Below are 13,254 nucleotides of genomic sequence, written 5' to 3' on the forward strand. Positions count from 1 at the left end.
GGAGCTGCCGATGACCCTTGCCACGACATTGCGCGGCGCCGTCGCCGCGCTGGCGCTGGGCTGCGCCGCCCTGCCGGCCGCCGCCCAGGATACCGACGCACTGACCACGACCGAGGAGGTGCGCGCCGAGATCGCCGAGGCGATGGACGCCGTCGCGGCCTATTCCGAGCAGGAGCGCGACGCGGCGCTGACCCGGGCGCGCGAGGCGCTCGATCGGCTAGACGCCGAGATCGCGCGGCGCGAGCAGGCGCTGCGCGAGAACTGGGCGGAGATGTCGGAGGAGGCCCGCGAGACCGCCCGCGACCAGCTTCGCGAGCTGCGCGCGGCGCGCAACCGGCTGGGCGAGCGCTTCGGCGCGCTCCAGGCGGGCGCGGACAGCGCCTGGGACCAGCTCAAGGACGGCTTCGCCGACGCCTGGGACGCGGTCGCCGAGGCCTGGAGCGCCGACGACAACGGCGCGTCCGGCAACTGACCGGACACGGCGCGCCCGCGACCGTCGCGGGCACGCCGCACTTCGATCCATCGACAGACGCGTGCCCCTGCCGCGCTTGCATCGGCGCGGGAGGCGCGACCCGATCAGCCCGGCGCGCCGCTCACGCGCGTGCCCGCCCGGCCCTCGAGGATCTCCAGCGCCTCGCCGAGGCGTCCGATTCCCGCCATACGGCCCTCGCGTACGGCGGCGAAACGTGCCGCGGCCTCGGCTTTCGGGCCCATCGAGCCCGCGGGCAGATCCAGCGCCGTGGCTTCGGAGGGGGAAAGATGCTCTATCCGTTCGGCCGCCTCCGTGCCGAAATCACGGACGATGCCCTCGACATCCGTCAGCATCAGCAGCGCGTCGGCCCCGATCGCGTCGGCCAGAAGCGCGCTGGCCGCGTCCTTGTCGATCACCGCCTGCACGCCGGTAAGGCTTCCGTCGGGGCGCGCCATCACCGGGATTCCGCCGCCGCCCGCGCAGATCACGATGGTGCCGTGCAGGAGAAGCTGCCGGATCACCTTGAGGTCGGGGATTTCCACCGGCGCCGGAGAGGGCACGACGCGGCGCCAGTGCTCTCCGTCCTGCGCGACGGTCCAGCCGTGGCGTTCCGCCATCTCGTCGGCCTTCGCCTTGTCGTAGACAGGGCCCACGAACTTCGTGGGCGCTTCGAAGGCCGGGTCGTCGGGATCGACGCGGATCTGCGTGAGCAGCGTGGCCACCGTGCGCTTGTGGGCGAGGGCGTTCTCGAGTTCCTGCTCGATCAGGTAGCCGATCATGCCTTCCGTCTCGGCGCCCATCACGTCGAGGGGGTAGATCTCCGCTGGCTTGTAGGCGAGGCCCTGAAGCGCCAGAAGCCCGACCTGCGGGCCGTTTCCGTGGGTCACGACGAGGTCGTGCCCGGCCCGCGCGATCTCGGCCAGCGCCCCTGCCGCGATCCGCGCATTCTCGCGCTGGTTCTCCGCGGTAAGCGCCTGCCCGCGGCTCAGAAGCGCGTTGCCGCCCAGCGCGGCCACCACCAGCATCGCCTCACGCCCCCAGCGTGGCGACGAGCACCGCCTTGATGGTGTGCAGCCGGTTCTCGGCCTGGTCGAAGACGATCGACGCCTCGCTTTCGAAGACTTCGTCGGTCACCTCCATGGCGGTGATGCCGAACGCCTTCTCGATCTCCGCGCCCACCTCGGTCTCGGCGTTGTGGAAGGCGGGCAGGCAATGCATGAAGCGGGTGCGCGGATTGCCGGTGCCGGCCATCACCTCGGCCGTGACCTGGTAGGGCTTGAGAAGCTCGATCCGCTCGGCCCAGCGTTCCTTCGGCTCGCCCATCGAGACCCAGACATCGGTGTAGAGGAAATCCGCGTCGCGCGTCGCCTCGGCCACGTCCTCCGTGATCGCGAGCCGCGCGCCCGTCTCCTCGGCGATCTCCCGCGCCTCGGCCTCTATCTCCCCGGCGGGCCAGCAGGCCTTGGGCGCGCAAAGCCGCACGTCCATGCCCATCTTGGCGCCGCCGATCAGAAGGCTGTCGCCCATGTTGTTGCCGGCATCGCCGAGAAAGCAGAAGGCGATGTCGCGCCAGGGCTTGCCGGAATGCTCCTGCATGGTCAGGAAATCGGCCAGGATCTGGGTCGGGTGGAACTCGTCGGTCAGCCCGTTCCAGACCGGCACGCCGGCATGGGCGGCCAGTTCCTCGACCACCGCCTGCCCGAAGCCGCGATACTCGATCCCGTCGAACATCCGGCCCAGAACGCGGGCCGTGTCCTTCACCGTCTCCTTGCGGCCGATATGAGAGCCCGAGGGGCCCAGGTAGGTGACGTTGGCGCCCTGGTCGTGGGCGGCCACCTCGAAGCCCGCGCGCGTGCGCGTACTGTCCTTCTCGAAGATCAGGGCGATCTCCTTGCCCTTGAGAAGCTTCCGCTCGGTGCCCGCGTATTTCGCCGCCTTCAGGTCCGCGGAAAGCTTGAGCAGGAACCCGATCTCGGCGGGGGCGAAATCCCTCAGGCTCAGGAAATGGCGGTTCCTCAGATTGTAGGCCATGCGTCCTCCTATGCCGGGTCGCGGATCGTGGGGCAACTCATGCAGCGCCCGCCGCCGCGGCCGCGGCCAAGCTCCGCGCCGGGCACCTCGAGCACCTCGATGCCCTCGGCCCTGAGCGCGGCGTTGGTATCGTCGTTGCGGTCGTAGCCGACCACGAGTCCCGGGCGCAGCGCCAGCACGTTGTTCCCGTCGTTCCACTGTTCGCGCGAGGCCTCGAAGGCGTCCGCGCCGCCCGTGGGCACCACGGTGAGTTTCTTGAAGCCCATCGCCTTGGCCACGACGTCGAAGAGCGGGCGGTCGATCCGGCGGATATCGAGCGGGGCGCGGCCCTCGCCGGGATGCAGATCGTAGACCGTCATCTCTTCGGCGACTTCGGTGAAGCTCGTCACCACCTCGCCGCCGCAGAAGGTGAAGACCGTGTCGAGATGCATCGCCGCGCGCGACTTCGGGAGCTGGCAGGCCAGCACCCGCGTGGCCCGCCCCTGGTCGAAGAGCGACTCGGCCAGCAGCCCCACCGCCTGCGGCGAGGTCCGCTCGCCCATGCCGACGAGGACGAGCCCGTCGCCCACCGGCATCACGTCGCCGCCCTCCAGCGTCGCGAGCCCGAAATTGCGGGTCGGATCGCCCCAGAGCACCTCCGCCCGGCCCGCGAAGACCGGGTGGAAGCGGTAGATCGCCGCCATCAGCAGGGTTTCCGGCCGCCGCGCCTGCCAGTACATCGGATTGAGCGACACGCCGCCGTAGATCCAGGCGCTGTTGTCGCGGGTGAAGAGCGTGTTGGGCAGCGGCGGCAGGATGAAGCCGAGCCGCCCGAGATAGGCGCCGAACATGCCCGCCGGCTCGAAGGGCAGATCGTCCACCGTGAGCCCGCCGATGAGGAACTCGGCCAGCCTCTCGCCCGGCAGCTCCTTCATCCAGGCGCGCAGGTCGGACAGCATCCCCACCCCGATCTCCTGCGGCGTGATCCTGTGGTCGAGGACCCAGTCGCGCGCCTCGGGGATGTCGAGCGTCTGGCCCAGCAGAACGCCTGTGTCGAGGACCTCGACCCCCTCGCCGCGCATCAGTTCGGCGAAGACGTCGTGGTCCTTTTGCGCCTGGCGGACCCAGAACACGTCATCGAAAAGCAGGTCCTCGCAGTTCTGCGGCGTGAGCCGCCGATGCGCGAGGCCGGGCCGGCACACGATGACCTGGTGCAGCTGGCCGGTTTCGGAATGGACCCCGAGTTCGCGATCGCTCATGCCGCACCTCCCATCAGGGCGCCCGCCGCCAGCACGACGAGGATGAAGGCCGTCAGGATCAGCAGAAGCGGCCAGATGAAGACGATCCAGCGGTCATAGGGCACCCGCCCGATCGCCAGCCCGCCGATCACCACCGCGAAGGTCGGGTTGATGAGGTTCACCAGCCCGTTCGCCGACTGGTAGGCCGTGACCACGAGATCGCGCCCGACCCCGGCGAAATCCGCGAGCGGTGCGAGGATGGGCATGGACAGCACCGCCAGCCCCGAGGACGACGGCACGAAGAAACTCATCCCGACCTCGATGCCGAACATGGTCGCGATGAAGGCGACGCTCGACAACTCGCCCAGCGTCTGGGCCGAGGCGTGCAGGATCGTGTCGGCGATCAGCCCGTCCTCCATCACCACGACGATGCCGCGGGCAAGCCCGATGACCAGCGCCACGCCCAGCAGATCGCGCGCGCCGTCGACGAAGGCGCCGGTCAGCCGCTTCTCTCCCAGCCGGCCGATCAGCCCGGTCAGGATCGCGGCGCCGAGGAAAAGCGCGCCCATCCGCGCCATCCACCAGCCCTGGCTCGACACGCCCCAGATCATCGCGATGAAGGTGAGCGCGAAGACGACGAGGATCACCTTCTGCGTGCCCGTCAGCGTGTCGTCGCCCTCTTCCCCGCCGCCGTCCTTCAGGAAGTGCCGCCTGTGCGCGTCCCACTGGCGCGCGCCGACGGAGCGGTCGTTGTCGGCCTGCACCCGCGCGGCGCAGCGCATGACGTAGGCGACGCAGATCGCCAGCCCGCCGATCAGGATCACGAAGCGCAGCACGATGCCGTTGGTGAAGGGGATGGACGCGGCATCGGAGGCGATGATGGGCGCGAAGGGATTGATGGTGGAGCCGAGCACGCCGATGCCCGCGCCGATCAGGATGATCGCGACGCCGGTCACAGCGTCATAGCCCGCCTTCATCACCAACGGAAGAAGGATGGCGTAGAAGGCCAGCGTCTCCTCGGCCATGCCGTAGGTCGTGCCCCCGATGGCGAAAAGCGTCATGAGGATCGGGATCATCCATATCTCGCGCCCTTCCATCGAGCGCATCGCCGATCGCATGCCGGTGTCGATCGAGCCCGTGGCGTTCACCACACCCAGGAAACCGCCCAGCAGCAGCACGAAAAGCGCCACGTCGATGGCGTTGGCCGAATAGCTGTCGGGATCGTAGAAGCCCGCGATCGGGGCGAGAAGCACGTCGATCGGGCCTTGCGGGTTCGCCTCGACCGTCTGGTAGGTGCCCGGCACCGCGACCTCGCGGCCGATTTCCTCGTTCAGTTCCCGGTCGTACTGGCCGGCCGGGATGATCCATGTCAGCGCGGCGACCAGGACGATCAGCAGGAACAGGATCGTGTAGGCCGTCGGAAACCGCGACTGGAGATCGGGCTCGTCGCCGCGGGGGCTTTCGTCGGCCGCCTCGTTCGAGGTCTCGGGCATGGTCACCTCCCCTTCCCGTTTGCGACCGGTGGACATCGACCGGCGCGGTCACTCTCCCGCGCGTGACCGCGCGCGGCATTGACGCGGGTCAATGCGCGCGCGCAGGACTGTCTTCCCGCCCGCGCGCAGGCCGCGACTCGCGCATCCGGCGGCGTGGCGCGCGGGCGGTGGATTGCCAGGCCGCGAGGGGCACCCGATCCTCGCGGGGCAGGCAGTGTCGTGAAGGTCGGCTCCCCGGACCCGCGTCCTCGGCCTAAGCTTGCGGCCATCCCTGCGCTCGGCTGCCGGAGCGCTGCGCAGGACGGGACGGGCCGTGGCGCGTCACACCAGGCGGCGCGCCGGCAGACGGCGGGTTCCTTTCGCAAGACGGCGCCCTGGCCGGATGTCACGCCTGCGGGCCCGTGTGCCTCTCGCGCAAGGCGGGTCGGCCGCGCGCTCAGGCGTAGCCGCGCTCGGGATTGCGCCGCATGACCGAGAGGTTCAGCGCAAGCGCGAAGCTGCCCCAGGCGAGATAGGGCACCATCATCAGCGCGGCGAGCGTGTCATGGGCGAGGAACGCGAGCGTGGTGGCCAGCACCGCAGCCCACAAGAGCGCGATCACCACAGCCCCGGTGCGGATCCGGTGCAGCCCGAAAAAGACCGCCGACCAGAGCGTGCTGATGGTGATCTGAAGCGCCCAGAGCCCGAGAGCAAGATCGTTGTCGGGCTGCATCGCGACGCGCGCGGCCGCCAGCGACATCAGGACGTAAAGCACCGCCCAGATGACCGGGAAAAGCATGTCGGGCGGCGTCCAGCCCGGCTTGTCGAGGTCGCGGTACCAGGCACCGGGCTTGAACATCATGCCGGCCGCCGCAGGGACGGCGCAGATCGCGAGGTAGAGGGGAAAAAGTGTCATCAGTCGCTCCGCGCTGCTGCCCTTGGCCCGTGCGCGGCGTGTCCGCGGCAACCGGCATGTGTACACCGCACGCTAACCGCTAAACGCCGCGCGATGAAGCCCCACGCGGCGCTTTGCGGTGATCGGGTGCGTGAGGTGGCGTCTTGCCCGGCACCCGCGCGCGCTCGGCCGCCGGGCGCGGGCACCAAGCCCGCCGCGCGCGCACCCGCGCTACGGCCGCACGAGGCCACCGGTATCGATCTCCACGCGTTCGGACAGGCTCATGACGCTGTCGTGCAGAAGCTGGATCGCGTAGGACGGGTTGTGCGTCCACGCGCCCGGGTCCTTGGCCACGAGCTGGTAGTTGTAGGCCGCCTTCAAGAGACGCGGCGTCCAGCTCGCGTAGCGGTTGGGGTAGACCGCTTCCGCCGCGCCGATACGTCCGTCCCCGTCGCCGTCGGTGAAGAAATAGGGGTAGCTTTCCTTGTCATAGCCGATCGGCGTGCCCGCGACCTCCCGCGCATAGGCCGTGATGGCGTCGTTCAGGATGGCGTGCAGCCCGTCGATCTCGTCGGCGATGCCGCCATCGGCGATGCCATCGCCATCGAAATCGGCGTGGCGCGTGCGGATCGCCGCGATATCCGAAACGCCCTGGTGGCAATCGAGGCACCCCGCGGTCGCGACCTCTCCGCCATGGGGCTCGTGGCAGGCCACGCAGCTGTTCGCGCTGGCGACATGCACGAAACGGCCGACATAGCTGCGGCCGTCGTACTGAAAGCCGCCGCGCGTTTCCGCGCCGTGCATCACCGCCGCCGCGACACCGTAATGGACGTTGATGAAGGAGAGCTCGTCCGAGACCGTGTCCGGCCCGATTCCGTCCGTGGCCTCGGCCACCGTCGCGGTCGAGGCGCGGCCCTGGTGGCAGACCGTGCAGGTGGCCGAGGTGTTGAGGCCGCTCACGGTCACGCCCGAGGGAAAGGGCACCGCGTCGAGCGCCTCGGCCTGCGAGACATGGCAAGAGACGCAGCCGATCGCGGTGTTGATCGTGGCCGGATGCTCGACCGACAGCGCCGCGCTGCCATCCGCGCCGAGCCAGTCGAGGAACCCCGTCTCGGAGTGACAGGCGGCGCAGGCCGGCGGCACTTCGCCATCCTCGTTCCAGTGCGTGTAGGAGGGCGAGCGATAATCCCCGTGCGGACCATCGAGCCACGCCTCGGTGATCTCCGTGAGGGTGGGCGCCTGCGCGGCCGCGGGTGCAACTGTGAGAAAACCGAGCGTCATCGCACAGGAAAGCGTCAGGACTCGGATCGCGGACATGGCACCCTCCGGCAGATTGGCTATGGCTCGAGAATACCATACGATCAGGCGCGAGTCCTGCGCATGATCGCGCATGGCGGACCGGGCGCGGCGTGGTCGCGAAAACGCAAGAGGGACAGCGGCATGACGCGCGAAGCCACATCCGCCAAGCGACCGCATCAATCCAGAAGCCTGCGTGTGCCCTCGCGGGCGCTTGCGCCGCTCTACCTCGCGGCCTGCCTCGCGCCGTTGCTGCTGGCCACGACGCGCAGCGTGGCACCGGCGGTGCCCTGGGAAATCGCCGCGGCGGGGCTGGGCATGGTGGCGCTTGCCGCGATGGCGGTCCAGTTCGTGACCTCCGGCCGGTTCGAGGTCGTGTCGGGGCATCTCGGGATCGACCGCGTGATGGCGTTTCACAAGACCGCCGCCTGGTGGGTCCTGCTGGCCGCCCTGCTGCATCCGCTCGCCTATGTCGTGCCCACGGTCATGGCCGATCCCGCGCTCGGGCTGGAACGGCTCTGGGCCTACCACACGCTGCCGCATTACCGCAGCGGGGTCATCGCGGTCGCCGCCCTTTTCCTTCTCGTCGCAGGCTCCGCGCTGCGCGCGCGGCTGCCCCTGCCCTACGAGGCGTGGCGCGGGGCGCATGTGGTTCTCGCGATCCTGGCGGTGGGCGCGGGCCTGCATCATGCGCTCGCGGTGGGACGGTTCAGCGCGATGGGCGCGGTCCAGTCCTTCTGGTGGGTGACGGCCGGGCTGGTTGTGGGCGTCATGGCGGTGCTCTATGGCTGGCGCTGGGCCCAGCTGCACCTGCGCCGCTGGCGGCTTGCCCGTGTCACCCCGCTTGCCGATCGCATGTGGGAGCTGGACATCCAGCCCGCACCGGGGACCGCCCCGCTCGACTATCGCGCGGGACAGTTCGTCTGGATGACCGAAGGCGCGCGGCGCTTTCCGCTCTTCGACCATCCGTTCTCGATCGCCGACAGCCCGGAGCGCCCGGGGCTGGGCCTCATCATCAAGGAGGCCGGCGACTTCACAAACCGGATCGGGACGCTGCCCCCCGGCACCACCATCGGCATCGACGGGCCCTATGGCGACTTCACGCTGGAGTCCCACGACGGGAACGCGCTCCGTCTCATCGCGGGCGGCGTCGGCATCGCGCCGATCATGGGCCTCTTGCGCGACCTCGACGCGCGCGGCGATCCCCGGCCCGTGCGGCTTGCCTATGCGGCGGGCACGCCCGAGAACTTCGCCTGCCTGCCCGAGATCGAGGCGGCGAAGGCGCGCCTCGACCTCGAGGTCCTGCTCGTCAGCGAGGAGGGCGGCCCCGGTTGGGCCGGGGCGGTCGGGCGGCTCGACCGGGACCGGCTCTCCGCGATGCTTCGGGACCTCGACCCCGAACAGGCGGTCGCGTTCATCTGCGGGCCGGGCCCGATGGTGACAGCGGTCTCCGACACCCTCGTCGATCTCGGCGTGCCGATGGGCCAGGTCATCTACGAGCGCTTCGATTACCTCGGCGGCACATCCAGGCAGGACCGCCGGATGCGGGGGCGTTACCTGGCCGTGGGCGCCGCGCTGACGCTTGGCGTCGCGGGCTTCGTGGCGCTCGCGGGGTGATCCGCCGGCCCGCGAGCGGTGGGCGACGCCCTGCCTTCGTATCGGCGCGGGGCGAGGTCACGAACGCGAAAGGACCGGCGCGCGCGACCGCGCGGGTCACATGATCGGGCACGACGCCGGTTTCAGCATGCCCTTCGCATCCCCTAGGCCATGGACGTCACCCGCCGCGGCGGGACATCGCCCCCGGAAAACCGCGACGGTCAAGCGGTCGGCCAGACCCCGCGGTTCGGGGCGTGCGCCGCGACGGCATCGCTGGCCCGACAGGCGGCCGTTCCGGCCGTGGGCCGAAAGGTGAAAGCCGCAACGTAACCCTCTACTTTTCAATGACGATCTCGCCGTGCCACCGGCCCGGCTGCCGCGCGGGGGATCAGCCCTCACCCTCTTCGATCGGGCCGGGCGCGGCCTGCTCCTCGATCGGGGCCGCGTCCCACACGCCGAAGCCCAGCATGGCCACGATGACGAGCAGGAGAACGGCCGCGATGCCGATGAGCGTCGGCCAGTGGCGTTTCTTCTGCTTCTCGAAATCGGGATCGGGTGAGGGCATCTGTTATCTCCGCGATGCGTGGGCCTGTCCCGCCGGACGGCGTCTCCTGGCTGCGAAACTTGGCACCAGGGAAGGGCGAAGACAAGAGGTCAGGCGACATCCGCACCAGCGCATCGCCCCCGGCTGCGCGACCGGCTCAACCGGGCGGATCGCCCGCCGCGGGCCGTGCTCCGCGCGGCGCCGCGATCCCGTCGCCCGCACCGGACGGGGGCGTTTCCAGCCGCGCCGCCGCGCGGATCGCGGCCAGTTCCGCGGGCAGAAGCGATTCGGCCTCGGCCCGGGCCAGCGCCTCCCGCGCCATGCGTTCGCAGGCCGCCGCGAAATCCTCGGGCGCGTCCTGCCGCAGCGAGGAAAGCGCCTTCTGCAACCTGATCTGCACCTCGGACAGCGCCGCCCCGTCGCGCGCGATCGGCCGGAAGGCATCCTCCATGAAATCCTGCGCCGTGATCGCGGGCACGAACACGTCGGGGAAGCGGATCTCGGCGCCGTCGGCGTCGCGCCACGGAACGAGCACGCGGACAAGCCGGCCCAGGATGTCGATCGCCGTGCCGGGATCGTTGACGGCAGGCGACAGCGCCCGCGAGGCGATCTCGCCCAGGGCGATCAGCCCGAAACGCGGATCCTCGTCGAAGGTGCGACGGCGGCCGATGATGACCGCGCGCGCCATCGCCGACGCCGCGTCTTCGGAAATCGGGCTCCCCCCGACCGCCATGAGCGGGTCGCCCCGCGCCACGAACGCGCCCGGCAGGCGGCACAGCATGACGCGGGCCCCCAGCGCCTCGGCGCGTTCCTGAAGCGCGTGCATGTCGATGGTCTGCACATAGCCGGTCTCGGTCGCGTCGACGGTCTGAGCATGGCGCGAGGGCTGCATGGCGAGGGCGCGTCCGCCGAGATAGGGGGTGTCGATGCGCTTGCGCAGCGAAGCGGGCGCCGCACGCTCCACCCGGTCGAGCGTGTCACCCATCCGCCCGAACTCCATCAGGTGGTCGATCCAGCGGATCAGGGCGACGACAACGAGCCCGATGACCGCAACGGTGAAAAGAAACACCACGACCTTGCCCGACGCGTCGTAGAGATCGGCGCGCAGCGCGATCAGCCCGACCAGCCCGAACAGGAACGCGCCCAGGAACGTGGCCAGCACGTTCTGCGTCGTCCGGTCTTCCTGCAGGAGCACGGTGGCGCGCGGCGTGGCGGTGCCCGCCGCGGCCGCGAAGGCGGAGACGGCGATCGACAGCGAGAAGGTCGTCACCGCGAGCATAGAGGAGGTCAGAACGCCCAGAAGCTGCGCCACCGCCTCGGACCCGGTGCTGAGCGCGACGGTCTCCGGCAGGTAGGGCGACAGGACGCGGGCGAGCACGGCCGAGACGATCGCGAGCGCGGCGAAGAGCGCGACGCGCACCCAGACCTGCCGGAGCAGGGCGCGAAGATACCATGCCGAGCGCGAGATCATGTCGCGCAGACCCCCGCGCGAGACGCCCGGCGCCCGTCAGTCGAGCGCGTCATGGCCAAGCGCCTTGCAGCGCGACAGGTCCGACCCGCCCGCGCCCGAAACCTTCTTGGCAAGATCGCGCAGGGCGCTGCGAAGCCCTTCTTCGAGGACCGGGTGATAGAAGGGCATCGCAAGCATGTCGGCCACGGTCGCGTGCCGCTCCACGGCGAGCGCGATCAGATGCGCGAGATGCTCGGCGGCGGGCACCGCCATCTCGGCCCCGAGCAGCCGCCCGGTATCGCGCTCGGCATGGATGCGAAGCACCCCCGCGGTGCTCTCGGCGATGCGCACACGGGCCTGCGCGGAAAAATCCGCGCTGCCCGTGGCGATGTCGCGGCCGGAGAGTTCCGACAGCGGCGGGCCGACGCGTGCGACCTGCGGCGCGCAGAACACGATCGACAGCGGCGTGCGCCGGCAGAGCCTTTCGCGCACCTCCTCCGGCGCGGCCATGCGACCGGCGACGTGCCCCTCGTCCGCGGCCTCGTGCATCAGCGGGCGAATACCGTTCGCATCGCCCGTCAGGAACACCGGCAGATCGCCGATGCGCAGCGTTTCGGGATCGACCTCGGGCATCCCCCGGTCGTCGAGCGGAACGCCCAGCGTGTCGAGGCCCAGATCGTCCAGATTGGGCCGGCGTCCGATCGCGGCCAGCACCGCGTCGGCCTCGAACGTGCCGCCCGCGCCTGTGACCCGGATCGCGCCGTCCTCCTGCCGAAGCTCGGCCTCGGCGCCTAGGTGGAGCGCAAGCTCCGCCTCGATCAGCGGGCGGAGCGAGGCGAGCACCTCCGGGTCGTCGATGCCGGCGATCGCCTCGACCGCGTCGAAGCCCGCGACCTCCAGCCCGAGCCGCGCCAGCGCCTGGGCCATCTCGATCCCGACCGCGCCCATGCCGATCACCGCGATGCGGCGCGGCAGGTCCTGCCGGTCGAAGAGCGTGTCCGTGGTCAGCAGCCGCTCGCCGAAATCGCGCCAGGGCGCGGGGACCACGGGCCGGCTGCCCGGCGCGAGGATGATCGCGCGCGCCTCGATCTCGTCGCCGTCCACCGTCAACCGGCCCGGGCCGCGAAGCCGCGCCCGGCCCGACATCGCACGCGCGCCAAGCCTGCCGGGCACCGCCTCGGGCCCCTCGACGAAGCCGTCCCGCATCTCGCGCACCCGCGCGAGGACCGCCGGAATGTCGGCGCGAAGCCCCTCGCCCCCCCGGATCCCGAGGGTCGCGAGGGCGCGCCGCCGGTGAAACGCGTTCGCCGCCTCGATCAGCGTCTTGGACGGCATGCATCCCGTCGCGGCGCAGGTGGTGCCCCAGTGACCGTGATTGATCAGCACGAAGTCGTCGGTATACCGACGCACCTCGCGCAGGGCGGACAGGCCGGCGGTGCCCGCCCCGACGATTGCGGTATCGACCTTCACGCGCTCACTCGTCCGCGTCGGCCTCGGCCTTGGTGGCGTGCTCCGTGCCCGCTTCATGCTCGGGCGGGCTGTAGGTCGTGAAGAGCTTCAGCATCCCCGATCCGGTGTTGCGGAAGTTGTGGAAGGTGCCGGAGGGCACGATGCTCACATCGCCGTCGGCCACGTCGAGTTCCGTCTCGCCGATCTTGGCGACACCGCTGCCCGCGACGAAGTAGAGCAGCTGGTCGTGCCCCTCGTGCACTTCGCCGCCGATCTCGCCGCCCTCGGGAATCGCCATCAGCACCAGCTGGGCGTTCTCGCCGGTCCAGATGACCTTGCGGAACTCGTCATTGTCGCGCGCCATCCGCACGACAGGCAGGGTAAGCTTCTGGGTTTCCGACATGAAATTTCTCCTTTCGGTTCCTACGTCAGGGTCTCATTCAGGAGTTTGCATGCTTTCGCAGCGCCGAACAATGCAATATGCGTCATGGAGCGCGCTTTCGCGCGCTTCGTCAACCGGAGGGAGTTTGCGTAATGTCCGAGAGAGACGCCTACATCGAGAAGGCCAAGGCGAAGCTGGACCAGTGGAACGCCGAGATCGAGAAGATGAAGGCCAAGGTCGACGAGGCCGAGGCCGACACCAGGATCGAGTACGAAAAGCAGCTCGAGAAGGCGCGCAACCGGCGCGACGAGGCCGAGGCCAAGCTGAAGGAGCTGCGCGAGGCCAGCGACGAGGCCTGGGCCGACATGAAATCCGGGTTCGACAAGGCGTGGGACAGCCTCTCGGAATCGTTCCGCAACGCCATGGCGCGCTTCAAGTGAAGGAGCTGCC

13 protein-coding genes are annotated in these 13,254 nt (G+C 70.1%); 3 read left to right on the forward strand and 10 right to left on the reverse strand.

Annotated features, from left to right (window positions below; genetic code table 11):
* Positions 1-10: 10 nt before the first annotated feature.
* Complete coding sequence (locus tag AB6A65_RS11840) at positions 11-472, forward strand: hypothetical protein (RefSeq protein WP_371038596.1); 462 nt, start codon at positions 11-13, stop codon at positions 470-472.
* Between the two features lie 104 nt (positions 473-576).
* Here the strand turns inward: AB6A65_RS11840 and arcC are convergent, their stop codons facing one another.
* The 6 genes from arcC to AB6A65_RS11870 all read right to left on the reverse strand — a co-directional run bounded on the left by arcC (position 577) and on the right by AB6A65_RS11870 (position 7,404).
* Positions 577-1,497, reverse strand: a complete 921-nt coding sequence (arcC, locus tag AB6A65_RS11845) for a carbamate kinase (RefSeq protein WP_371038597.1) — start codon at positions 1,495-1,497, stop codon at positions 577-579.
* Positions 1,498-1,501: 4 nt separating this feature from the next.
* The gene (gene argF / locus AB6A65_RS11850) at positions 1,502-2,503 is read right to left on the reverse strand and encodes an ornithine carbamoyltransferase (protein WP_371038598.1); all 1,002 of its coding nucleotides are present in this window, start codon (positions 2,501-2,503) and stop codon (positions 1,502-1,504) included.
* 8 nt (positions 2,504-2,511) lie between these two features.
* Positions 2,512-3,741 (reverse strand): arginine deiminase, encoded by a 1,230-nt coding sequence (locus AB6A65_RS11855; RefSeq protein ID WP_371038599.1) that lies wholly within the window; start codon positions 3,739-3,741, stop codon positions 2,512-2,514.
* Positions 3,738-5,213 (reverse strand): YfcC family protein, encoded by a 1,476-nt coding sequence (locus tag AB6A65_RS11860; protein ID WP_371038600.1) that lies wholly within the window; start codon positions 5,211-5,213, stop codon positions 3,738-3,740. Before AB6A65_RS11860 ends, AB6A65_RS11855 begins: the two co-directional genes overlap by 4 nt.
* 436 nt (positions 5,214-5,649) lie before the next feature.
* A complete protein-coding gene (locus AB6A65_RS11865) occupies positions 5,650-6,108 on the reverse strand; it encodes a TspO/MBR family protein (RefSeq protein WP_371038601.1) in 459 nt (152 codons plus the stop codon).
* 210 nt (positions 6,109-6,318) lie between these two features.
* Positions 6,319-7,404 (reverse strand): polyheme membrane-associated cytochrome C, encoded by a 1,086-nt coding sequence (locus tag AB6A65_RS11870; RefSeq protein WP_371038602.1) that lies wholly within the window; start codon positions 7,402-7,404, stop codon positions 6,319-6,321.
* Positions 7,405-7,527: 123 nt separating this feature from the next.
* Here AB6A65_RS11870 and AB6A65_RS11875 point away from each other — a divergent pair, with 123 nt between their 5' ends.
* Complete coding sequence (locus AB6A65_RS11875; RefSeq protein ID WP_371038603.1) at positions 7,528-9,000, forward strand: ferric reductase-like transmembrane domain-containing protein; 1,473 nt, start codon at positions 7,528-7,530, stop codon at positions 8,998-9,000.
* Between the two features lie 367 nt (positions 9,001-9,367).
* Here the strand turns inward: AB6A65_RS11875 and AB6A65_RS11880 are convergent, their stop codons facing one another.
* From AB6A65_RS11880 to AB6A65_RS11895, 4 genes are all read right to left on the reverse strand, one after another.
* On the reverse strand, positions 9,368-9,544 hold the full coding sequence (locus tag AB6A65_RS11880) for a hypothetical protein (RefSeq protein ID WP_371038604.1): 177 nt from the start codon (positions 9,542-9,544) through the stop codon (positions 9,368-9,370).
* Positions 9,545-9,680: 136 nt separating this feature from the next.
* Positions 9,681-10,994, reverse strand: a complete 1,314-nt coding sequence (locus tag AB6A65_RS11885; RefSeq protein WP_371038605.1) for a DUF2254 domain-containing protein — start codon at positions 10,992-10,994, stop codon at positions 9,681-9,683.
* Positions 10,995-11,030: 36 nt separating this feature from the next.
* A complete protein-coding gene (locus AB6A65_RS11890) occupies positions 11,031-12,443 on the reverse strand; it encodes a dihydrolipoyl dehydrogenase (protein WP_371038606.1) in 1,413 nt (470 codons plus the stop codon).
* A 4-nt stretch (positions 12,444-12,447) separates the two neighbouring features.
* On the reverse strand, positions 12,448-12,825 hold the full coding sequence (locus tag AB6A65_RS11895) for a cupin domain-containing protein (RefSeq protein ID WP_371038607.1): 378 nt from the start codon (positions 12,823-12,825) through the stop codon (positions 12,448-12,450).
* A 131-nt stretch (positions 12,826-12,956) separates the two neighbouring features.
* Between AB6A65_RS11895 and AB6A65_RS11900 the strand changes: the two genes are divergently transcribed.
* A complete protein-coding gene (locus AB6A65_RS11900) occupies positions 12,957-13,244 on the forward strand; it encodes a hypothetical protein (protein WP_371038608.1) in 288 nt (95 codons plus the stop codon).
* Positions 13,245-13,254: the final 10 nt, after the last annotated feature.

This window comes from Rhodosalinus sp. FB01, from assembly GCF_041365715.1.
GTDB lineage: Bacteria > Pseudomonadota > Alphaproteobacteria > Rhodobacterales > Rhodobacteraceae > Rhodosalinus.

Coding starts and splice junctions, on each gene's coding strand:
- AB6A65_RS11840 (WP_371038596.1), top strand. CDS start 11: ATGACCCTTGCCACGACATTGCGCGGCGCCGTCGCCGCGCTGGCGCTG.
- arcC (WP_371038597.1), bottom strand. CDS start 1,497: ATGCTGGTGGTGGCCGCGCTGGGCGGCAACGCGCTTCTGAGCCGCGGG.
- argF (WP_371038598.1), bottom strand. CDS start 2,503: ATGGCCTACAATCTGAGGAACCGCCATTTCCTGAGCCTGAGGGATTTC.
- AB6A65_RS11855 (WP_371038599.1), bottom strand. CDS start 3,741: ATGAGCGATCGCGAACTCGGGGTCCATTCCGAAACCGGCCAGCTGCAC.
- AB6A65_RS11860 (WP_371038600.1), bottom strand. CDS start 5,213: ATGCCCGAGACCTCGAACGAGGCGGCCGACGAAAGCCCCCGCGGCGAC.
- AB6A65_RS11865 (WP_371038601.1), bottom strand. CDS start 6,108: ATGACACTTTTTCCCCTCTACCTCGCGATCTGCGCCGTCCCTGCGGCG.
- AB6A65_RS11870 (WP_371038602.1), bottom strand. CDS start 7,404: ATGTCCGCGATCCGAGTCCTGACGCTTTCCTGTGCGATGACGCTCGGT.
- AB6A65_RS11875 (WP_371038603.1), top strand. CDS start 7,528: ATGACGCGCGAAGCCACATCCGCCAAGCGACCGCATCAATCCAGAAGC.
- AB6A65_RS11880 (WP_371038604.1), bottom strand. CDS start 9,544: ATGCCCTCACCCGATCCCGATTTCGAGAAGCAGAAGAAACGCCACTGG.
- AB6A65_RS11885 (WP_371038605.1), bottom strand. CDS start 10,994: ATGATCTCGCGCTCGGCATGGTATCTTCGCGCCCTGCTCCGGCAGGTC.
- AB6A65_RS11895 (WP_371038607.1), bottom strand. CDS start 12,825: ATGTCGGAAACCCAGAAGCTTACCCTGCCTGTCGTGCGGATGGCGCGC.
- AB6A65_RS11900 (WP_371038608.1), top strand. CDS start 12,957: ATGTCCGAGAGAGACGCCTACATCGAGAAGGCCAAGGCGAAGCTGGAC.